Source organism: Cupriavidus sp. 05N38, from assembly GCF_056397345.1.
The window spans coordinates 1-21,504 of record NZ_JBFTNF010000092.1 but is presented as its reverse complement, the minus strand read 5'-3'; the positions used below and the strand labels follow the sequence as shown (position 1 = coordinate 21,504).

The 21,504-nt window shown below is 64.2% G+C and carries 17 protein-coding genes and 3 pseudogenes; 13 read left to right on the top strand and 7 right to left on the bottom strand.

Going from position 1 to position 21,504, the window contains the following annotated elements; translation table 11 throughout:
* Nucleotides 1-992, bottom strand: a 992-nt coding sequence (locus AC1DK4_RS37100; RefSeq protein WP_477132138.1) for an IS5 family transposase, incomplete at its 3' end; no start/stop codon positions are given.
* Between the two features lie 380 nt (nucleotides 993-1,372).
* Between AC1DK4_RS37100 and AC1DK4_RS37095 the strand changes: the two are divergent.
* From AC1DK4_RS37095 to AC1DK4_RS37075, 5 genes and pseudogenes are all read left to right on the top strand, one after another.
* Nucleotides 1,373-1,874: pseudogene (locus tag AC1DK4_RS37095) on the top strand (IS1595 family transposase); the annotation flags it as partial.
* Between the two features lie 570 nt (nucleotides 1,875-2,444).
* Complete coding sequence (locus AC1DK4_RS37090) at nucleotides 2,445-2,699, top strand: DUF3309 family protein (protein ID WP_441623785.1); 255 nt, start codon at nucleotides 2,445-2,447, stop codon at nucleotides 2,697-2,699.
* A gap of 199 nt (nucleotides 2,700-2,898) precedes the next feature.
* Entirely contained in the window at nucleotides 2,899-3,075 is a 177-nt protein-coding gene (locus tag AC1DK4_RS37085; protein WP_441623783.1) for a CsbD family protein, read from the top strand.
* 533 nt (nucleotides 3,076-3,608) lie between these two features.
* Nucleotides 3,609-3,826 (top strand): annotated as a pseudogene (locus AC1DK4_RS37080) (glycine zipper 2TM domain-containing protein).
* Between the two features lie 33 nt (nucleotides 3,827-3,859).
* Nucleotides 3,860-4,006 carry a DUF3096 domain-containing protein gene (locus tag AC1DK4_RS37075; RefSeq protein ID WP_441623781.1) on the top strand — a complete coding sequence of 49 codons (147 nt, stop codon included), beginning with the start codon at nucleotides 3,860-3,862 and terminating at the stop codon, nucleotides 4,004-4,006.
* Nucleotides 4,007-4,222: 216 nt separating this feature from the next.
* On the opposite strand, the gene AC1DK4_RS37070 is transcribed toward AC1DK4_RS37075, so the two are convergent.
* Nucleotides 4,223-4,300 (bottom strand): hypothetical protein, encoded by a 78-nt coding sequence (locus AC1DK4_RS37070; RefSeq protein WP_441623797.1) that lies wholly within the window; start codon nucleotides 4,298-4,300, stop codon nucleotides 4,223-4,225.
* 576 nt (nucleotides 4,301-4,876) lie between these two features.
* Here AC1DK4_RS37070 and AC1DK4_RS37065 point away from each other — a divergent pair.
* Both AC1DK4_RS37065 and AC1DK4_RS37060 read left to right on the top strand, forming a co-directional pair.
* Entirely contained in the window at nucleotides 4,877-5,269 is a 393-nt protein-coding gene (locus AC1DK4_RS37065; RefSeq protein ID WP_441623779.1) for a BON domain-containing protein, read from the top strand.
* Nucleotides 5,270-5,306: 37 nt separating this feature from the next.
* Complete coding sequence (locus AC1DK4_RS37060; RefSeq protein WP_441623777.1) at nucleotides 5,307-5,768, top strand: PRC-barrel domain-containing protein; 462 nt, start codon at nucleotides 5,307-5,309, stop codon at nucleotides 5,766-5,768.
* Between the two features lie 67 nt (nucleotides 5,769-5,835).
* Here the strand turns inward: AC1DK4_RS37060 and AC1DK4_RS37055 are convergent, their stop codons facing one another.
* Nucleotides 5,836-6,921, bottom strand: a complete 1,086-nt coding sequence (locus tag AC1DK4_RS37055; protein WP_441623776.1) for an IS630 family transposase — start codon at nucleotides 6,919-6,921, stop codon at nucleotides 5,836-5,838.
* Between the two features lie 125 nt (nucleotides 6,922-7,046).
* Here AC1DK4_RS37055 and AC1DK4_RS37050 point away from each other — a divergent pair, with 125 nt between their 5' ends.
* Both AC1DK4_RS37050 and AC1DK4_RS37045 read left to right on the top strand, forming a co-directional pair.
* On the top strand, nucleotides 7,047-7,562 hold the full coding sequence (locus tag AC1DK4_RS37050) for a hypothetical protein (RefSeq protein WP_441623774.1): 516 nt from the start codon (nucleotides 7,047-7,049) through the stop codon (nucleotides 7,560-7,562).
* Between the two features lie 708 nt (nucleotides 7,563-8,270).
* Nucleotides 8,271-8,519 carry a hypothetical protein gene (locus tag AC1DK4_RS37045; RefSeq protein WP_441623773.1) on the top strand — a complete coding sequence of 83 codons (249 nt, stop codon included), beginning with the start codon at nucleotides 8,271-8,273 and terminating at the stop codon, nucleotides 8,517-8,519.
* A gap of 69 nt (nucleotides 8,520-8,588) precedes the next feature.
* Here AC1DK4_RS37045 and AC1DK4_RS37040 read toward each other — a convergent pair whose 3' ends face one another.
* From AC1DK4_RS37040 to AC1DK4_RS37030, 3 genes are all read right to left on the bottom strand, one after another.
* Entirely contained in the window at nucleotides 8,589-17,156 is an 8,568-nt protein-coding gene (locus AC1DK4_RS37040) for a glycoside hydrolase family 94 protein (protein WP_441623771.1), read from the bottom strand.
* A gap of 31 nt (nucleotides 17,157-17,187) precedes the next feature.
* Entirely contained in the window at nucleotides 17,188-17,307 is a 120-nt protein-coding gene (locus tag AC1DK4_RS37035; RefSeq protein WP_441623795.1) for a CsbD family protein, read from the bottom strand.
* 157 nt (nucleotides 17,308-17,464) lie between these two features.
* Nucleotides 17,465-17,623: a DUF3309 family protein gene (locus AC1DK4_RS37030; RefSeq protein ID WP_477132137.1), complete on the bottom strand. Its 159-nt coding sequence runs from the start codon at nucleotides 17,621-17,623 to the stop codon at nucleotides 17,465-17,467.
* A 360-nt stretch (nucleotides 17,624-17,983) separates the two neighbouring features.
* On the opposite strand from AC1DK4_RS37030, the pseudogene AC1DK4_RS37025 reads away from it, so the two are divergent.
* Nucleotides 17,984-18,636 (top strand): annotated as a pseudogene (locus AC1DK4_RS37025) (Crp/Fnr family transcriptional regulator).
* A 134-nt stretch (nucleotides 18,637-18,770) separates the two neighbouring features.
* On the opposite strand, the gene AC1DK4_RS37020 reads toward AC1DK4_RS37025, so the two are convergent.
* Nucleotides 18,771-19,283 carry a hypothetical protein gene (locus tag AC1DK4_RS37020; protein WP_441623767.1) on the bottom strand — a complete coding sequence of 171 codons (513 nt, stop codon included), beginning with the start codon at nucleotides 19,281-19,283 and terminating at the stop codon, nucleotides 18,771-18,773.
* A 408-nt stretch (nucleotides 19,284-19,691) separates the two neighbouring features.
* On the opposite strand from AC1DK4_RS37020, the gene AC1DK4_RS37015 reads away from it, so the two are divergent.
* The 3 genes from AC1DK4_RS37015 to AC1DK4_RS37005 all read left to right on the top strand — a co-directional run bounded on the left by AC1DK4_RS37015 (nucleotide 19,692) and on the right by AC1DK4_RS37005 (nucleotide 20,875).
* Nucleotides 19,692-19,820, top strand: coding sequence for a DUF3309 family protein (locus AC1DK4_RS37015; RefSeq protein ID WP_441623765.1), 129 nt, complete (start codon nucleotides 19,692-19,694; stop codon nucleotides 19,818-19,820).
* A gap of 101 nt (nucleotides 19,821-19,921) precedes the next feature.
* A complete protein-coding gene (locus AC1DK4_RS37010) occupies nucleotides 19,922-20,269 on the top strand; it encodes a hypothetical protein (RefSeq protein ID WP_441623763.1) in 348 nt (115 codons plus the stop codon).
* A 135-nt stretch (nucleotides 20,270-20,404) separates the two neighbouring features.
* Nucleotides 20,405-20,875 (top strand): Spy/CpxP family protein refolding chaperone, encoded by a 471-nt coding sequence (locus AC1DK4_RS37005; RefSeq protein WP_441623761.1) that lies wholly within the window; start codon nucleotides 20,405-20,407, stop codon nucleotides 20,873-20,875.
* Nucleotides 20,876-21,504 lie beyond the last annotated feature (629 nt).

Below are 21,504 nucleotides of genomic sequence, written 5' to 3'. Positions count from 1 at the left end.
CGATATACGGTTTGGCGAAGCCGTCCGACCGTCTTGCCCCAGCCAAAGTGCTCTTCGATGCGTTTGCGGATGACCTGGCTCACTCGGTATCCCTCGTGCCGCGAGGTACGGCCATCGATTGCGCTGCCGCCAGCTCGCGCGTCGTTGCGTGCCACATGGGGCGTCACCCTGCGCGCTCGGCAGTCTTGAACAAAGTCGTGCGTGTCGTAAGCCTTGTCCGCACCGATMGTCTTGGCATGATTGCCAGGCATGCAGTCGAGCAAGCGCAATGCGCTGGCACGTTCGGCAAAGCCATCGGCGTGACTCACAACCGCGCCGACCACCAGGCCGGAGCGGTTCTCCATCAGAATGTGCCCCTGATAACTGAGGATGGCCGGGCTCTGGGCACTCTTCTTGTACAGCCGCGCACTCGGGTCGGTGCTCGATTCGTGGGTTGCATTGCTGCGCCGCTTACCCTTCCAGTCGGCCTCGGCATTGCGGCCGCCGCCTGCGGGCGGGGTGTCATCCGTGTCGTCCTTGGGGCGAAAGCTCTTATGGCTGGCCCATGCCTGAATCAGCGTGCCGTCGACCGAAAAATGGTCCTTGGACAGAAGGTTATGCCGGTCGGCCACGCTCGTCACCTTCGTGAAAAAGCTCTCGATTACCTTGTGCTCAAGCAACCGATCACGGTTCTTCGAAAAGACTGAGTGGTTCYACACGTCGTCTTCCATCGCCAGGCCAACGAACCAACGAAACAGCATGTTGTAGCGCATTTGCTCCATCAACATGCGCTCGCTGCGCACGGAGTAAAACACTTGCAACAGCAGTGCACGCAGCAACTTCTCYGGSGCAATCGAGGCACGTCCGCTGTCGGCATAGATGGTGCTAAACAGCCCGTTGAGATCCTTCAGTGCGTCGTTGACCAGCAGCCGGATTGCTCGCAATGGATGATCGGCGGGGACGAGGTCTTCCAACTTAACCGTCGTGAACAACGTCTCTTGCATCTCATCCATTCCACGCATCGCATCCGCCACCCGAGTTTATGAACACGATATCCATAACGTCTGGCGCCAAATCCCCGTTTACTCGGGGGCTAAATTCAACAGCCTGCTAGAGCGCGCGGCATGAAATCAGTTCTCAACCTCATGCCAGCCGGCGAAGCTGTTGTTCTTATCGTTCTCGTACGTCCATTTCGTCCCGCAGGTCGAGCAAGTGAACGACGTCTTGGTGACAGCCGCCTTTCCGACGGGACTGAATTTCTCACTTCCGGTTTCCACAAGGGCATCGTGCCCTCGTTCCCCTCGCCTATCCGTGACGATAGAACCGCAAGCATTGCACTTCGCCATGGCCGTCTCCCAAGAAAGGAATTGATCCTAGCATGACCAAGGAACGTCACTGTGGCTTGCTTGGTGAGCCGTACCGTTTTGCTAGTCGCGCCGGCGTTTTCCGTTGTCGCTATTGCACACGCGACACGAGCCTCACTGCTGGCACCGTCATGGAACGCACGCACACGCCGCTGTCGGTTTGGTTCTGGGCAGAGTATCTGGTCGCCAGTCAGACGCCTGGCATGTCGGCCGTTCAGTTCCCGCGCGACTCGGCCTGTCGCGCTACGAGACCGCCTTTCAGATACTCCACGAGTTGCCGCCGGCATGGTGCGCCCCGACCAGGATCGGATCAGTGGCAAGCCTGAGGAACACGTCGAGGCCGATGAGGCCTGCGTCGGTGGGCGGACTCGCGGCAAGGACAGGGGCGTGCACGCCATGGTTCTTGTGGCCGGCGCCGTCGAGGTCCGGCAACGCAAGCTTACCGGCAGCCGCAACATACGCACGTGCGCACGGTATGCCAGACGAGTTCGGCTCGCTCTGGTTCCTGACAGAAGTGCCCGGTCGCTGGGCGTAAGGTGGTTGGACTTCGGATCATGCGTGATGCTCATGACTGCATCTCCCCAGACCGAGCGGGTTGAAATAACAACGTGGACGTCAACGTCGAGGGTGACCAGAGCTTGATCTTGCCCAGCGTCTGTCCAGAGCCAGACCATTTGGGCGCGCCGGCATTTGGTGCGGACAATCACCATGGATCCGCCTCGCCCCAGCAGAACGCCCGGAGCCATCAAGGTCCGCATGGCGGCCACCATCAGAACAGCCACCGCGATCAGCACAATACGTACTACCGCAGCGGCAGCAGTTACTACCACGGCGTATACCGCGATCCTTATGTCTACGCCCCACCGCCAGTGACCTATGTACCGAGGCGACGCCGGGAATCAGTCTCTTCTTCCCCCTGCAGTTTCGTTGAGCAGGAGGAGTGGCGGAATGCCGGAAATTTCCTCTCTCATGCGTACGGCACCGGACTGACTCCATATTCCGCCACAACTATGCTTTGGGACGGATGAGGACGTATCTATCGATACAACGTAGCAACAGCGAGTACTTCAGCGAATCCCCCGAATCGGTGTTCAAGATTCCATGGCAAGGCCATCGACAACGCGATCCGCTAGAACGGCTGCCATCCGCTTGGTTCAATCAGCGGAAGGCATGTTTTTGCAGAACCAGGAGCGCATCATGTCACTCGGAATCATACTGTTGATTGTTTTGGCTGTCTTGCTCGTGGGGGCAATGCCCAATTGGTCGTACAGCAACGGCTGGGGCTACGCGCCATCAGGCACACTCGGAGTGCTTCTTGCTGTGCTCATTGTCCTGTTGCTGCTCGGCCGACTCTAAGGCGGCCATTCTGGAGCATGCCGCGCCAAGAGCCGGCCATGCACGACAGGCGCATGGCCGGCTCGCTGAATCAGCGAACTCCAATCTGAGGAGCACGCGTGCAATCAGGCACGCGCGCGGTGGCAACGCGGTTGCCACCGCCATCCCGCGGCCGGATCGCCTCAGCATCCGGCTCGCAACACCAATGAAGAGGTACATTATGAACAAGGACCAAGTGAAGGGCCGGGTCACAGAGGCCGCCGGGAAAGTCAAGGAAACCTTCGGCAAGGTGACCGGTAATAAGCAAACGCAAGCTGCGGGGACCCTGCAGAAGGAGATTGGCAAGACGCAGGCAGCGTATGGCGACGTCAAGGCGGATATCAAGAAGACGGACTAAAGCAATACAGAGAGGACAAGCACCCGAGCGAGCGCACGGCCGGCGGGATGACAAAGGTGACCAGTCGGCCGGCCGCCGTCCCCTCGCCCCGGCTTTTCCCCGTTTCATGCCGGTGCCGGGAGACACCTATGTTGGACATCATGCTGAATCAGTTCCCGCTCATGGAGCTGGAGGCTTTCCGCGAGACCTGTCTGCGCAACGGGGTCGCACCCGATGGATCTACCGTGACAGCGGTTGAAGACGCAGCAGGCGGGCACGAGGGCGCAGCATCTCGGTACGCTTCGGCAGGGACATCCGCCAGTACGATGGAAGCCAGACCGCCCAATGGACTGGCGATTTCGAGGACGACCTCAGATCGCGCGTGTTCGGCTGAGTTACCCTGGGCCCGCGTACGGCAGCGGACCGACTTCCTGTGGTCAGTAGGAAAATATTGGCTTGGCACAGGCAGGCGACCAGGCCTTTGCAGCCGGACGCCCGGGGCCCATGGAACATCCATACCCGGCTCCCCGCGTGGCCGCAGGAGGTAGCAAGAAATGAAACACACACAGACATTCCTCAAACGGACGGCAATCCTGATCGCCGCCCTTGGCATCGTCTCCTGCAGCGGCACGACTCGGCGAGACACCGATACCGTAGCGGGGGGGCGGGCATCGGGGGCGTCGCGGGTGCAGTGCTGACCGGCGGCAGCGCCCTGGGGACTGTCGGCGGAGCCGCCGTCGGCGGCGTCATCGGCAATCAGGTCGGCAAGTAGCGGCGGCAGCGCTGCCAATCCCATGGAGCTATCGTGAACTTCATCACCGGCGCCGGACCGCTTATTTCGCTGATAGCCGGAATCCTGATTCTTGTGATTCCACGGCTGCTCAACTATATCGTCGCCATTTATCTCATTGTCATCGGCCTGCTCGGACTGTTTGGCGCACATCTGCGCTGAGCGGACATGGGATCCTGCTTCCTACCGGATTCCCGCCGGATCATTCCAGCCCCCTGAGCGGCCTCGGCACCTACGGCCTTGGTTTCGTGACCTTCGGTATCTGTGGCTGGCTACTGGGCGCCCTAATCGGCGCCGCACTTCCGCGACTGCGGCCGGCTCGTCAAACTACGCTCTTGTTGCAGGGCGAGCTCATCATGATCGTCGGTTGCAAAGCCTCTAAGCGCCGAGCGCATTGCGCTGGAAATGGCCCGAGGCGTCGTAGACGCTGACAGACCAGAATGCGCCGGCCGGCACGGTGGGGACGTCGAGACGGTAGCTCGTCGTGCCATCGTTGCGCCTGGGCGTGACGATCTGGTAGAAGGCGTCTCTCTCCGGAATGCCGCCTCAGGCGATGGCACTGCCATGAGGCGGCGCACCGGATCGACCTCCCCGCTCCCGCCAAACATTACCATCCCCAAGCCAGCTCAGGATAAACCATCACACTGTGATCTTGGTTTTGGCTTGCATGCGATCTCCGGCGTTGCTGTTTGCGATGGCCCTCCGCAGAACGGAGGGAATGGCCGCATTCGCCACCATGAACGACTGGTTCTTCGGGCTGGAGGTCAATATCTGGCGCCACTGTAGGCGCCCGCCTACAACGTGAACGGCACCGTGCACTTGCGGGCGATGCCTGTTCGGCCCGTGACGCTACGCCTGCAATATGCAGGCCCGCGTGTCCGCCATCGTACCGACTGGATGGCAAATCGGTGCCAGCCTCAATCTGGCGGATACCGTGATGATGGAGAGAAATCCATCCCCACGCCACGTCGGGCGGCCGCTGTTTCCGGCAGGGCTTGCACGCCGTGCCGCACTCGTGTCCGCAGTCACTGATTGAATCGCATCGAGGTAACCAAAGTGAAAACCATCCATCCCGTCAAGTTTGCGGCCGGTGTCGCCTGCATCGCGCTCGCGGCTAGCCTCTACGCTCCGCTGGGCCACGGGGCCACGGGAGGCGCGGAGGCATCGCTGACAAACCCCAACCCCACCCATGAGACGATGAGCGAAAGCGTCAGCGATACCGCCATCACCACCAAGATCAAGGCAAGCCTGCTCGAGCAAAAGAACCTGCACTCGACGAGCGTCCACGTTCGCACCCGCGAGGGCGTGGTGCGCTTGACCGGCAGCGTCCCGTCGACAAAGCAAAAGCAGACCGCAGCCGACGTCGCCAACGCCACCAACGGCGTGAAGTCGGTGGAGAACCACCTCGTCGTCCGCAAGCTGTGAAGCGTCGGCGGAACCCTTACCATTTCTGGAGCAGATCATGAATCTGAATGAACTAGACCGCAACAGTGGCGGCCCGCGTGCCTCCATTGTCGGCGCGAACGACCCGAAAAACTCTGGGCCCGGCCCTTTCGTGATGGCGGCCGACACGCTGGAAGGCAATACCGTCGTCGGTCCGGGTGGTGACAAGCTCGGCACGGTCGATCACATCATGCTGGACGTCGGCGGAGGACGTATTGCCTATGCCGTGGTGTCCTTCGGCGGCTTCCTCGGCCTTGGCGAGAAGCTGTTTGCCGTACCGTGGTCCGCACTGACCCTTGACACCCAGCGCAAGAGCTTTGTGCTTGGTGTTGACAGGGCCATGCTGGAGGCGGCTCCGGGCTTCGACAAAGACCATTGGCCCAGCATGGCGGATCCGCAATGGGGAACCACCATCCACGAGTACTACGGCGCCTCACCTTATTGGAAGGACTACCGGTACGAAAGGGAGGCTCAGCCCTGACTGCACAGCGGTCCTGAGGTTTTCTCCATCATGCTCCGGCGAACTGCGTCAAACCTCCCAGACCGCGTTAGTGCAGTGTTCCATTCTGTTTGGAACTTAAGCGGCGGTTAGCGCGAATGACCTTCTGCAGGATATCGCGAGCGCTCTTGGTCCAGATGAACGGCTTGGGGTTGGTGTTGTGGTGAGCGATGTACTCATTGATGGCGGCGATCAGTTCCGGCACGCTGGTGAATACCCCCCGGCGAAGTCGCTCGGTTGTGATGTCGCGAAAGAACCGCTCGACCATGTTCAGCCATGATGCCGAGGTGGGCGTGAAGTGCATGTTGAATCGCGGATGCTTGGCCAGCCAGTCCTGCACGGCAGGATGCTTGTGCGTGGCGTAGTTGTCGGCGATCAGATGCAGCGTTTTGTCCTTGGGCGTCTCGCGGTCGATCTTGCGCAGGAATTTCAACCACTCGCTATGACGGTGGCGCTGCTGGCACTGGGCGATGACCTGGCCATCGAGCACGTTGAGCGCGGCAAACAGCGTGGTCGTGCCGTTGCGCTTGTAATCGTGCGTCATGGTGGCCGCGCGCCCCTTCTTCAGCGGCAGCCCGGGCTGTGTGCGATCCAGCGCCTGCACCTGGCTCTTCTCATCGCAGCACAGCACCAGCGCGTGCTCGGGTGGCGACATGTACAGGCCAACGATATCTTCAAGCTTCTCGACGAACTTCGGATCGCGCGACACCTTGAAGCCGCGCACGATGTGCGGCTTCAACCCGTGGGCGTGCCAATGCCGCATGACGGTGCTGGCGCTCACGCCCAACTCGGCGGCCATCTTGCGCGTGCTCCAGTGCGTGGCCGCCACGGGCTTGGCTTGAGTGGTCAGCTCCACCAGCCGCGCCGTGTCCACCTTCAATGGCGGCGCACCGCGCGGCAAGTCGCGTTCAATACCGGCCAGCCCCGATTGCGCATACCGCTCACGCCAACGCGAGACCTGCACGCGTCCGATTCCCAACTGCTCGGCGATGTCCTTGTTCTGCATGCCGTTGGCGGCCAGCAGCACAATGCGTGCGCGCTGCGCCAGCCTCACGCTCGTGAGCTTCGACTGAACCAGCCGCGTCAACTTGGTTTGCTCCTCGTCGGTCAACAGGATCTCGGGGGCAACTCGCACTCGCTCTCTCCACGTTTTGTCGCTGTAGAGCAATAGTCTCATATAAGTTCCACCAAGAACAGAACGCTACATTAGCACCGCGTCGCCTTCGACCCGGTGAAACCGCTTTCTTGCTAGGTGAAATCATGCGCACCGTACTGTATTTCCGACTTCGCGACGCCACGACCGCGCGGAGAATCCAGTCGGGGCTTGCCGAGCTTCCCGTCTCTCCCGTGTGCATCAAAGGTCCATGGTTCATCCAGCATGACGGCCAGCCAGTCGAAGGGTTGCGCAATGCCGCCACCCAGACCACGCATCGCGGCGAATGGGAGGCAGCAGGCTTCCTGAGCGGCGTAGCGCTAGCGATCTATGCGACCCTGTCCCTGGGCACCTCGGCCGGTACATTTGCCACTGTGCTGGCCTGCGTAGCGGCCGGTGCACTGGGCGGACTGGCGGGGGCGTGGCCGGGACGAAAGCTCGACGGATCGATCTGGCGCGGCGCGATCGCCCGGCAACGGACCAGCCTTGCACAAGGCGAGATACTGCTCGTCACCAGCTGCGCCAGGCGGACGAAGGAGTCTCTCAAGCTCATGGTCAATGCCCTGGGCGGCGAGAGCGTTGAAGAACGCAATGAGGCCTTGCCGGATTTCCGCTGGAAGTGATGCATCGGCAAGGAGAAAGACCCTTCGCCTGGGTCTTGCTTGCCGCAGGGCCTCTTAGCCTGTACTTTGCCGTGGCGCAGCCTAGGTATGCTGCCCGTGCGGCGCCACGGGACACTGGCATATGACCGCGTCAGTGCATCCTTCGCGCGCTACCCGCCGACCTGATTGCCGACAACCCTCCAACTGCGGCGCCGGCCACGGTGCCTAGCGCGCTGCTGCCGGTCAACACTGCCTCCGCCACGGCACCTCTCCCGGGCTCGCCACAGTATCCGTGTCGCGCCTGGACACGCCGAGCACACTCACCACCGTTGAGCGCAATGGATAAGCTCAGAAAAATGACGCCCATTTGGTTGCCTTTCACTTTGATATCTCGATTTACTGGTTTCCGCCCCGGACGGAGGCCCTGAGTGGAAGCGACGATGCAGACTGCCACTGCCAGCCTGTTTTGAGGTTGCGTCCGCGTGTCGGTCCGGCAACGTAACGGTGTGCAAAGCGAAGCAGCGCGCCGCGCTCCAGGCTTGTTTCGGTGGCCTGTCCAATAGCGTACCGACACCGCGCTTTTGTCGGCGCGATGATGACTGGTCGCGATGATGACGCCCCGCAATGAAACGCCACCGTCCTCCCTTGGCAGCCCCCTTACGGCCGACGTGGTCCGGTGATCCGGCGGGCCACTCATCCACGCGTCGCTGGTCTCTACAGGAGAATGACATGCAAACTTACCGCTGGCTTTGTGTTGCGGCGCTTTCAATTATGCAAATGGGTTGCTTATCGACGCCCGGCGTATACGGCGGCGAGGGCGGGGATGGTGACCATCACCGTGGACCGGACGAGCGGTATGATAGTCGTCCGAACGGCTCCGTCTATCGCCCTGGCGAGCGCCAGCGAGTCAACTCGATGGAACGGGTCAGTGATGACAGGAAGCAGGAATCCGGCATGAAAAATGGATGGATACAATAGGCAATGACAAGCAATCGCGAGCGATGACGCTCCCAATGCCCCTTCTCTGCCTGCAAATGGCTCGCGCGCTCATGCAGTTGCCGGCGGAATGCATAGCAACAGTTCGTGCCGGCCATCCTCGAGCGGCACGCGCACTCCACCGCCCGCCACGGTAACTGGCAGGCCATCGCGGAGCGCGTGTGGCACGCCGGTAGCCGCCTGGACGCGGATAGCGTAGTAGCAGGCGCCCAGCTTGACGGTCGCTTCAAACCCCGGCCACGCGGCCGGCATCGCGGGGGCAACAACCAGCCAGGCCCCTTCCCTCCGGATGCCAAGGATGCCTTCCATGCCCGCGCGATGCATCCATCCCGCTGCGCCGGTGTACCAGGTCCATCCGCCACGCCCGACGTGGGGCGCCACCGAATAGACATCGGCCGCAACCGCATACGGCTCTACCTTGTAGCACTCTACGGCTGCGGCTGTCCGTGCGTGGTTGATCGGGTTGAGCATCGAGAACAGCTCGACGGCTTTTGTACCGGCGCCAAGCCTGGCGAACGCCAGAACCGACCACATCGCTGCATGGCTGTACTGGCCGCCATTCTCGCGCACCCCGGGCGGATAGGCCCGGATGTAGCCAGGGTCCGGCCCCTCCCGGTCGAAGGGTGGCGAAAACAGCAGCGCCAGCCCATCCTGGCGACGCCACAGATACTGCTCCATCGACGCCATCGCGGTTGCCGCGCGCGCGGGATCCCCCGCCCCCGACAGCACGGCCCACGACTGCGCGATGGCATCGATCTGGCACGCCGCGCTCGACTTCGAGCCTAGCCAGCTGCCATCGTCGAAGGTGGCGCGGCGGTACCAGCCGCCGTCCCAGCCGTGCTGCTCCAGCGCTTCGCCCAGCAATACGGCATGCGCGCGCCAGTCCCGGGCACGGCCGGCGTCGCGCGCCTCGGCATACGGCGTGAAGAGCGTGAGCGTACGCGCCAGCAGCCAGCCCAGCCATACGCTCTCGCCCTTGCCGGCGGCCCCGACGCCGTTCATGCCATCGTTCCAGTCGCCACCGCCCATCAGCGGAAGCCCGTGTTCTCCGGTAAGCGCCAGGCAGCGGTCGATGCCCCGGGCGCAATGCTCGAACAGCGATGCCGATACTGCCCCGGTCAACGGCTGGAAGAAGGCATCGTGCTCACCGGCCTGCAATACCGGGCCGTCGAGGAAGGGCACGGACTCGTCGAGCACGGCCGCATCCCCCGAGGCGGCGATGTAGGTGGCCACCGCGAAGGCAAGCCAGACGCAGTCGTCGGAGATGCGGGTGCGCACGCCCTGCCCGCTGTGCGGCAGCCACCAGTGCTGGACATCGCCTTCGGCGAACTGCCGAGCGGCGGCACGCAACAGATGGTGCCGTGTCGTGGCCGGGCTGGCGAAGGTGAGCGCCATGGTGTCCTGCAACTGATCGCGAAAGCCGTAGGCGCCGCTGGCCTGGTAGAACGCCGAGCGCGCCCAGATACGGCAGGCAAGCGTCTGGTACAGCAGCCGGCCGTTGAGCATGATGTCCATGGCGCGGTCCGGCGTGCGGACCTGCACCGCACGGAGCAGGCCGTTCCAATGCCCGGTCACGGCATCGAGCACGGCGTCGAGATCGGCTGCGCGATAGCGGGCGACCAAGGCGCTCGCCTCGTCCTGCGAGCCGCACTGCCCCAGCAGCGCGACGATTTCTACGGTTTCGCCGGCGGCAAGCTCCACGAAGCACTGCAAGGCCGCGCAGGGATCGCGCCCCGCACCGATGGCGCCCGACAGCGGTGCAGGGCCGAGCAGCGCCGCCGGCGCGGCAGGCGCGCCGTTGCGTCCGAGGAATTCGGTACGGTCAGCGGTCCAGGCCACCTGCCTGCCGCCGAGATCGGCGAAGGCGACCCGTCCCGGGAACGCGGTGCTCCAGGGATTGCGTGCCAGCATGGCACCAGTGGCGCCGTCGATCGCAGTGGCGATGAACGGAGCCGAAGCGCTACGGAAGGTGCCAAGCACCCACTCTGCGAACGCCGTCACCGAAAGGCGGCGGCGGCCAGCCGACAGGTTGCGCAACGTCAGGCGGGAGATCTTGACCGGATCCTCCAGCGGCACGTACTGAAGCAATTGCGCCGAGATGCCGTTGGCCTCGTGCGCAAAACGGCTATAGCCATAGCCATGGCGCGCCGTATAGGCATTGCCGTCGCGGATGGGCTGTGCCGTGGGCGTCCACAGATCGAGCGTCTCTTCGTCTCGGATGTAGATTGCTTCGCTGGCCGGGTCCAGCACCGGATCGTTGGACCAAGGCGTGAGCTGGTTCTCCCGGCTGTTCTCCGCCCAGGTGTAGCCGCTGCCTTGCGCAGAGACCTGAAAGCCGAACGACGGATTGGCGATCACATTGAGCCACGGCGCAGGCGTCGCGACCTCCCCGGTGAGCTCGATCACATACTCGTGCCCATCCTTGTCGAAGCCGCCCAGTCCGTTGAAGAACTCCAGCGGGGCTGTGACCCGCGCTTGCGTGGGGGGTACCGGCGAGACGGAGACAGGCGGGAAGGCCAGGCGCGAAAGCCACTTGCGACGATCGGGGGCCGCACGGGCAGGCGCCTCGGGCAGACGGGCAAGCTGCTCGGCAACGGAGCCGCGGCGCGCGACCAGCGCGACACGGGCAACTGACTGGAGCAACTCGCGCGCCTCGATCCGCATCATGTCCGCGCGCAACGCGTATACCGCCCCACGGCCAAGCCCGTCACCCAGGCGGGGACGCGACTGGCTGCTGCGCACCGCCGTGTCTATCGCGACCTGCAGGTCCTGGGTGTAGGAGGAAGCGCGTTCGTTGACGATGACGAGATCAACACCAAGGCGCTTGAGCCGCCAGTATTCGTGCGCACGCAGCAGCTGGCGCACTTGCGCCATGTCTTCGATATCGTCGATGCGCAACAGCACGATGGGCAGGTCGCCGGAGATCGCGTGCGGCCAGAGCCCCGACTGCGGCCCCGCGCCAGCGAGGATGGCCTCCGCCGGGCTCCGGAAGCGGACATCGGAATACAGGATCGGCGCCGCCAGGCGCTGGAAGTCCGCCGCCTCGCCAGCCTTTGCGTCGAGATAGCGCAGCTGGACCTGGGCCTGGGTCCACGCCAGGGTCTTGGCACGCTCGAACGCGCTGCGGTCGTGGTGCTTGTCGATGAGGACCATCAGTTCGGCACGCGAGGGCGCCACCAGCGTCCAGAAGGCAACCCGGGCAACGCCGCCCGGCGCTACCCTCACGCGCTGCCGGAGAGAAAAGACAGCATCGAGGACCACGCCGGTGGTATTCGACAGCGGCTGCCCGCGTCCCATGCCGCCAGGTGCCCGGGCCGCCGGGCCAGTCCCGAGAAAACGCGCGCGGTCGGTTTCATGCTGGAGATCCGCGATCACGTCGCCTTCGGCCACCGTGAAATGCGCGGCCCATATGCGCGGCTCCCCGTCGGAGCGCGGGCGGCGCGTGGCAATAAGCGCGCCGAACTCCGGCAGGTACTCGGTCTCTACAAACAGTTTGGAGAAGGCGGGATGCGCATCGTCGGCGGACGGCATGGCCAGGACCAGTTCCGCATAGGAGGTCAGTTCGATCTCACGTGGGCGGCGGCCGCTGTTGGCCAGCGATACGCGCCGCACTTCGCCGTCGTCCTCCCCGGAGACCAGCACATCGAGGGTCGTGGCCAGGCTATCGTCGCGGCGGATGAACTCGGCGTGATCCTCGGCGAAGACGACCTCGCAGCCTGCGTCTTCTTCGTCGGCCTTGCGTTCTCCAGGCTGCGGGCTGGCAGACCATACCTTGGCGCTTTGCGTATCACGCAGGAAGATGAAAGAGCCGGCATCGTCGCGCGTTGCATCCTCCCGCCACCGTGTCACGGCAAGATCGCGCCAGCGGCTGTAGCCTGCGCCGGTGGTCGTCAACATTACGGCGTAGCGGCCATTCGAGAGCAGATGCGTGACGACGGCGCCGGTGGTGGCGCCCGGGTACCTGCGCACCGTCGAATCCTCGTGGCCCGCCTCGCCCCTGGACGCCTTCACCTCCTCGGCCCGCGGATGGGAAATGGCAACGTTGCGCGGCATGCGCTCCTGCAGCAGGAGTTCCGTGGCCTGAATCATCGGTTCGCGGTGGAAGCGCTCGCGCATCTGCCCCGCATGCAGCGTGTTGGCGATCGCGACGATGGTCATGCCCTGATGATGCGCCATGTAACTGCGGATGATCGCGAACTCCTCGTCCTCCGGCAAGCGGGAGCGCGTGAAATCGACCGCTTCATAGAAGCCGTATCGCCCTTTCGCCCCCATGCCGGCTAACCGCACGTAGTTACGCTGGGCCGCTTGCGGATCGACCATGGCCGCTAGCGCGGTCGCGTAAGGTGCAATCACGACGTTGTCCGACAGACCGCGTTTGAGCCCGAGTCCTGGTACACCGAAGTTGGAGTACTGGTAGGTGAACTCCATGTCGCGCGCGTTGTAGGCCGACTCGGACACCCCCCACGGCACGCCCAGCAAGCGGCCGTAGACCTGCTGGCGCTCCACCACCAGCCGGTTGGTCTGCTCCAGCAGGCTGCCGCCCGGCGCGCGCATCACCAGAGACGGCATCAAATACTCGAACATGGACCCAGACCAGGAGATCAGCGCCGAACCGTTGCCCAGCGGCGTGGCCGTGCGGCCCAGGTGGAACCAGTGGCGCGTGTCCACGTCGCCCTTCGCGATGGCGAACAGGCTGGCCAGCCGCGCCTCCGATGCCAACAGGTCATAGCAGCTCACGTCGAGGCGGTTGTCCTCCTGCGAATAGCCAATCGACAACAGTTTGCGCTCGCGGTCGAACAGGAACCCGAAGTCCATCGCCAGCGCCATTTCGCGCGCCTCGGCTGCAAGTGCCTGCAGCCGCGCTGCGAGCTCGCCCGGCGCCGCGGCGCTATGAAGCCGGTCCTGCTCGTGCTCAGCCATGGTCTTGCGTAACGCTTCGACCCAGAACGCAAGGTCCGCGAGGCTGTCATCGCCCGCCGCCGGCAAGATCGCGCGGGCCGTCATGGTGGCTTTTTCCGTCAGCCGCCTGAGCGTGGGCGACAGCGTGCCCATGGGCTCCGTGCCGGCGAGCCGGGTTTCGATGTCCTCGATCAGCCCGCCCAGGACGCCACCCCGCTCCCCGCACGGCGTGGCAAGGCTGGCAAGGGCTTCGCGCGCGAGCCTGATCGTGTCCATCATGCCGGGCCGGAAGTCCGGCACCGCCGCGGAATCGGTCCATTCCTCGCAGGCATTGGCCAGCACGATCAGGTGGCCGGCCAGGTTGCCGCTGTCCACCGACGAGACATAAGCGGGCGTCAGCGCGCGCAGGTCCTGCGTGTCATACCAGTTATAGAAATGCCCGTGTAAGCGCGGCAGCTTGCGCATGGCGGCGAAGGCGGCTTCCAGGCGCTCGACCGTCGCCACGGTGGCGCTCCAGCCAAAGTCACGCGCGGCAACGGCGGAGAGCAGATAGAGGCCGATATTGGTAGGCGACGTCCGGTGCGCCACCACGGGCCGCGGCCGTTCCTGGAAATTGTCGGGCGGCAGCATATTGTCCGCCGGTGTGACGAAGGTCTCGAAATATCGCCAGGTGCGGCGCGCCGTCAGGCGCAGGTCGCGCGTGTCCGGCCCCGACGCCAGCAGGTGCCGGGCCACCGTCGGGGAGCGGCTGACGCCTAGGGCCAGCGCCGGTGCTGTCAGCCAGAGCAGCCCCAACGGCAGCAAAAGCGGCCAGGAAGGCCGCGCAAAGGCTAAGGCGCCCGCCATCATGGCTAGCGTCAGGGCGACCCCGCCTCCCATTTTTAGATAGAAACCGGTAAGATCCAGCCGTGGACTGCTCATCGACTGCGCGGCTGTGGTCCACTCCAGCAAATGGCGCCGCGTGAAGCGCAGGCGTACCAGGGTTCTTAAGATGGCATCGCCCATCCGCCAAGCCTGGTCGGGCAGGAACGCAAGTGTGAGCAGCACCTGCGTGGCCGCGGCGTGCAGATCCGCCGTCAGCATCCGCAGGTGGTTGCGCATCTGGATGCCCGCGCGATGCGGGACCAGCGAAAACAAGCCAGGAAAGAACGCGGGAAACGCGATGGCGGCGAGCAGCATCCCCGTGGCCCACAGTCCGGTTGCCAGTGGCAGCAGCCAGCACACGCCCAAAGCCAGCAGCAGGACGGGCGTCAGCAAGGCGCGACGTAGGTTATCCAGCATCTTCCAGCGGCCCAGCATCGGCACCGCCTCACTGCCGGCGCGGCCCTTGAAGATCCAGCCGAGAAGCTGCCAGTCACCGCGCGTCCAGCGGTGCTGGCGTTTGGCGGCAACATCATAGCGCGACGGGAAATCCTCGACGACTTCGACATCCGAGGCCAGGCCGGCGCGAGCGAACACGCCCTCGAAGAGATCATGGCTGAGCACCGCGTTTTCCGGAATGCGGCCGTGCAACGCGCGCTCGAAAGCATCTACGTCATAGATGCCCTTGCCGGTATAGGAACCTTCGCCGAACAGGTCCTGGTAGACATCGGACGCGGCGGCCGCATAAGGATCGATACCACCGGGCGCGGAGAATATCCGCTGAAAGACGGACCCCTCGCTGCCCACCGGCAGCGAGGGCGTCACGCGCGGCTGTAGCACGGCATAGCCGCCCACGATGCGTTGCAGCCGCTCGTCGAAGCGGGGCCGGTTCAGCGGGTGGGCCATCTTGCCGATCAGCCGCAGTGCCGCATCGCGCGGCAGGCGTGTGTCGGCGTCAAGCGTGATGACGTATCGCACCCCGGCGGGTACCTGCGGCGGCTCACCGTTGGCACCGACATAGCTCGTGTCGGTGGCGCCGCGCAGCAGCCGGTTGAGTTCATGCAATTTGCCGCGCTTGCGCTCCCAGCCCATCCATGTCTGCTCGCTGGCGTTGAAGATGCGGCGGCGGTGCAGCAGCAGGAAGCGATTGCCCGCAGGACCCGGCCCGTGGCGGCGATTCAGTTCCTCGATCGCATCCGCGGCCATGGCCAGCAGCGCCGAATCGGCCGACGCCGCTTCCTGGTCCGCATCGGCGCCGTCGGTCAGCAGGGCGAAGGTCAGGTCACCGCCGGCACCGGCAAGGTGGTGCACCTCCAGGCGCTCGATCTGCTCCCGCAAGCTGGCTTCGCTGACCAGCAGCGTCGGCACAGCGACCAGCGTGCGCAACGATGACGGCACGCCATCCAAAAGCTCAAGACCGGGCAGGATGGACGCGCCAAAGCTCCAGACCATCACGCGGTTGACCAGCGTGGTCGCCACCTCGCTGGCCGGCACAACGCAGATGACGCCGATCAGCGCCAGCCAGCCAGCCGCGAGCCCGGGATCCGGCACTGAGGCCAGCACCCAGAGGAAGGCGGCAAGCACACCGACGGTGGCAAGTAGGATCGCGCCCACATAGCCGCCAATGCCGAGAGCGACATTGATGCGGCTGAAGCGAAGGCGAGGCGGCGGGCGAAAGCCGATAGTCCGCTCGAGGGCGAGCCGCCCCTCTGCAATGAGGTGATAGCCGGGATCGCCGGTGCGCTCGGCCTGCGCTGCGCTGGTGGTACCCGCCACCGCAGCGTGCGCGGCCGACAGGGCGATGTCCGCAATAGCGAGCTCCGATACCGGCGAGCCCCGTGCCAATTGCTCGATAGCGCTGCGGTAGAGATTGCGCGTGGCAAAGTCCATTGCCGCAAAAGCGCTCCCCGCACGTAGCCGCTGGTCAACCAGGCTCACGCTCTCGAACAGCTCCGCCCAGTCGATATCGGAAATCAAGCGCATGCTGGTAATGACGTTGCGCACGGTCACGTTGGCCGCGCCTTGGCGCTGCTGCGCGCGCCGCACGACGCCGTCGATCGACGCGCCCTGCCGGCCAAGCCGCTGCTCCAGCCACCCGAGCGTGGGCGTGGTTCTCGGATCCTGGTCCCTGAGCCGCTTCGCCAGCTGCGCGGCGAACAGCTCCGAGAGGGGCGATGCCGAGCGCGAGGCGATATCGATATCGAGTGCCGAACCGGCGCAACCTGACACGAGCAGCTGCTTCGATAGTTGGTCAGCATCGGCGCGTGCGACGCGACCAGCGGTGATCTGCTCCGCCAGTCGACGCAGATTCTCCACCAGGACAATGCGCAGGGTGATGGCGACCGCCCACAGCTCGCCGATGGTCAGGGGCTGGACACGTTGATAGGCGGCAATGAATCGGCGCAGTGTGTCCGGGTCAATATGGCTGTCGGTATGCGCCACGAAGGCCCATGCCAGCCCGAATATCCTGGGATACCCGGCAAACGGCCCTTCGCTCAGCTTTGGCAGCTGGCGATAATATCCGGTGGGCAGGTCGTCACGGATCTCGCGGATCTGCGCTTCCACCAGATGGTAGTTGTCGAGCAGCCATTCGGCCGCGGGCTCCACGCCCCTGCCGCTCTCCAGTTCCGCCGCGCTGGCACGATAGGCTGCGAGCAGGACCACGGCATTGTCATTGAGACGGCTGCGCAAGGACGGCACCCGCGGCGGCTTCGGCGTGACCGGCTGCGCCGAGGCGAGGCTTTGCGCATGCTGCTCCAGCCGTTCGGTGCCGAACAACTCCTCGCGCACCGGTGCCGTGTTGTTCCATGGTGATGCGGTTGAAGGGAAATCGAACGTACGGAGCAGAGCTGAATACATGAACGCCTTTGAGATATTGGCTGCGGCACCGCTACGGTTGCTTGCGCTGTTCTTCCTTCGCGTCTCCGTAGGAAGCCTGTACCTCGCCGACAAGCTGTTCGACCTTGCCTCTGAGTTGGGTTGTCTTGCGTCCGGTGGTCTTTCCAAACATTTCCCTCAGTCTTCCCTTCGCCTTCTCGAGGCGGCCCTTCACCTGGCTTATATTCATGACACCGCTCCTTGATGATGGCGGCCGGCCGGCCAATCGCGCGCCGGGCGTCACGCGCGGCACAACTCTGGCTCGCGCGCCCAAGTCTGGCCACGGCCGCCTAGAAGCGGTCCATCAGCACCAGCACTAGCACCACGATCAGCAATGCACCCAGCACGCCACTGGGCATGTAGCCCCAGGAGCGACYGTGCGGCCACGTCGGCATGGCGCCGAGCAGGACAAGCACGAGCACGACCAGCAATACGGCGGTTCCTAGCATGGAACACCCCTTCCCCGACTCCGCGTTGGCCAGGTCGCCGTTGCTCTCCGCCAAGGGGCCTGAATCATCGAGCCCGACGCGTAGTCGGCCGCGTTACCTGAATGGATCTGACCCCCTTGCGATCAATGTGCCATCGAGAATGGGGATTGTCGGTACGCTGACGGACACTACTGCCGGCGGACACCCAGCAACGGCGCGGGACCAAGTGCCGCCGAAAACCGTGTCGCCATCACCCCACCCTCCTGACAACGCGCTGGACTATATTTTTTAGCGGTGGCACGGTTGTTCGCGCGACGAAGATCCGCGCGCATTGCCGCCAATATGCCGGATCTTTCATTTGGCCGGCGCCGGAGGCGCGACATGAGTATCTTGGATGAGCCGAAAACTAACCATCTGCGAGCAGTACTGCCTGAAGAGACTGGTTGCGCCTTGAACGGCACCTCGATTTCACTGAACTGCCCCTGCGGCACGTGGTCTACGAGTCCGGCGATCAGCTGGGGGCGGCGTACTTTCCCACCAGCGCGATCGTATCGCTGCTCTATGTGATGGAAGACGGATCATCGGCCGAGATCGCCATTGTCGGCAACGAAGGGATCGTCGGCATTGCGCTGTTCATGGGCGGCGAAACCACGCCGAGCCGCGCCATCGTGCAAAGCGCCGGCTACGGATACAAGCTCAATGCCAAGCTCTGAAACAGGAATTCGCGCGCGGCGGCCCGGAGCGGCGCCTGCCGCTGCGATACATCCAGGCCCTGATTACCCAGATGGCTGCCGACCAAAGAACTGACGATGACGCAGGAGTGGATCTCCAACATGCTAGGCGCGCGGCGCTCCGGCGTCACCGACGCGGCGCTGAAACTCCAGAACGCGGGCCTGATCCGCTACAGCTATGGCCATATCTCGGTGCTCGACCAGCCGGCGCTAGAAAAGCACGCGTGCGAATGCTACGCCGTGGTGAAGAAGGAGTTCGACCCCGAACTTGCCGGCCGTCTGAGAAAGCCGCGCCGTCCCTAGAACCGCGGCTTCGAGGTATCCCCCGCGCCCTTCGCATTGGCATAGTCAAGCACGGCCTCGCTCGTGGGCGCCAGCGAACAGACTCGAAGAGGCTGGAAGCTTCAAACGTGCCGCGACGCGTAGCGTCATCGGGTTCACCTGAGATGGGGCAGCAGGTCCCCATGTTCTTCGACGCCGACGCCCCCCGATCCGCACAGCACCGATCGCACCTTTCCCTTCTCCGCAGTCTTGCAGCCGACGACCATCAGGATCTCGCCCTCGGACAAAACGGCTGCGTGCCGTGCCAGATGTGGCCGCACAACCCGGCTTCCGGCCAGTCCCCCGAGGCACCAGCCGGCTATCCCGCCGATGACAAAGCCAACACAATACGCGGCGATGCCGACCAGCAGTGTGGCCCGGTCACTGTAGTATCCGGCGATTACCGCACCCAGCAGCGCGCAAATCGCATACCCTGCGGTCGCCCCTTCACGCCGGAAGGTGATATGTGTGGCATCGACAGCGGGAAATCCCTTCACCGGCCTGAACGCCTCGCCGAAGAACCACGGACCCGAGACATGGGCGGGTGGCTGCCCAAGCGGAAGCAGGCGGTCCCACCCGGCTTTGGCCGAAACGGCATCCTCGAAGCGAAAGTACAGAAGGGAACGCATGGCGGCACCTCGACGTCTCGAGCATACCGGCTACAGGCCTCGGCCCATCCGCTGCGTTATCGCAGCCGGTGTTGTCGATCGATAGGCCATGTATGCGCGGGCACCGGCGACGCGTCTGTCCGGTGCCGGACATGACCAATGCCTGGAACCCCTTATCGAGGGGGGGACAATGCCCGGACATAGTCCGGGCTATCTCGATCCCATGGCGGCCGGCACTCGGCCCGGCTGCATCGGCGGCGGCACCGCCAGCCACCGTGAATCGATTCATACCGCGGGGGCGCATGTCCGCCATCGTACCGACACGCAGGCGCTACCGTGCCAACCTTCATCTATGGGCGGGCCTGGTGCCCCCCCGTGCTGGCAGGCCGATGAGAGCCTCGCCTCGGCAAGGAATTGCGCGAGAGAACCATGCTAGGTGTTCTGGTGGTCGTCGTATTGGCGATGACTTTGGTGGCAGTCGTGTCAGTCTGGCACCATAGCCGTGTATGGGGCTATATGCCGGCAGCGTGCTGGGGACATTGCTACTCGTGGTGTTGATACTTGCCTTCTTCGGCAGGATCTGAAGGCGGGCAGTGTCCCTCTACGGAGGAGGCACCGCCGGCGACGCCCATGCCGTGCGCACGGGCAGGGAGTATTCCATGCAATCCGGGATATCTGGTATAGCGGTGGTAACCTATCGCACTGCGCCATCCAGTTGGTTCTTCGCCGAGGTCGATGGGACATGGATCTACCGTTTCGGCCCATTTAGCAGCGCGAAGGCCCTCGATGACGTCCTTACGGTGATCTACGCAACGCCGCCGCAGCGGGCCGCGATCGCGCCGGTGGGCGAGTGCGACGATGCTGTCGTGCTGCTTGCCGCCGCCGCGCTCGCAGCGCCATCGCCGCCCGGACGGAGGATGCCAGCATCGGCGGGCACGGTGACTGGGTGGCGCACCTTGCTGCACAGACTGCATTTTCGCGGCGCGCCGGAGATCGTCATCCACTGACAGTGGTGGTATATGCCCGGGCCATCGGCTTGACCGCGCCCCGGCGGCAATCTCCTCCCTGCCCTGCCGCCGTCGCGCGCCGCCGAGGCATCTGCGATCCCCCGGCGCGCTCATCCCACCCAAAAGAGATCACTCATGGCATTCGTCTTCCCCCTCTTCCTCCCCAAGACACCCCTCGCACTGCCAACTGCTATCGCTGCAGCGCTGCTGGAGCTACCCACCCCGGCCAGAGAGGTGCCAGCCGCCGCACACCGGGTGCACTGGACGCGTCCCGACCGGATGGAAACGCATATCCGAGAGCTGCATATGCAGCTCCGCATCACAATGTCGCAGCAGGATCACTGGCAGAAGATCGCGCAGGTGATGCGCGGCAACGCCGGCACGATGGCGTCGCTGCACCAGCAGCGCAGCACCGCCGCCAGGGATATGACGGCCCCCGGCGATCTCAACGCCTGCCGCACGATCGCCGAGGTGCATGCCGAAGGCATCCGCAAGCTCGCATCCGTGTTCCAGGCGCTCTACGACAGCATGTCGAAGGTGCAAAAGCAGAACGCCGATATGGTCTTCCTCAGCCGGCAGATACGGCCCGCATCCAGGCAAGGCTGACCCTGGCATGCCGCGAGCCAGCGTTGTCGATTCGCGCGTCCGGCACCGGACAGACGTTGTCGCGCCTGCGCCCTATTCCTGCGAGTGCCGTCCTTGAGGCGAGCATGCGGGGCCTGCGCGCACCGCAATCGGTCCCCCGCGTCCCATTTCTCCCGGCAGCACGAAACGGACTATCTGGCCTACAACGGCTATGCCGACCACTGGAGCGGCGCAGGCGTCCGGGACGGACTCCTCTGTCTCCAGGCGAAGTGGCAGCCGGCTACAGCGGACCGGGGCAGAGCCAGCGCGAGGGGGACGGCACGCATCTGCGCAGCGCGCAAGCCATTGCGCACTATGCCATTCATGCCTGGACGGTGACATCGGCCACATGGAAGGCTTGCTCACGGTCTCGCTCGACCTGTCCCGCGAAGTCCTAAAGGCCGCGCCGCGCTACGATGACGAAGCACCCTGGACCAGCGGCAGGAAGCCGGCATTCATCAGCACTAGTACAACATCCCGTAAATAGATTTAATAATTATCAGGCTGTAGGTACGGCTCCAGGAGCGTGACGACCACCTGGGCCATCTCGTCGAGCGAGCCTGCGCCTGGCAACGGCTCCCAACGCCCACTATGGTTGCGAAAGGCGGCGC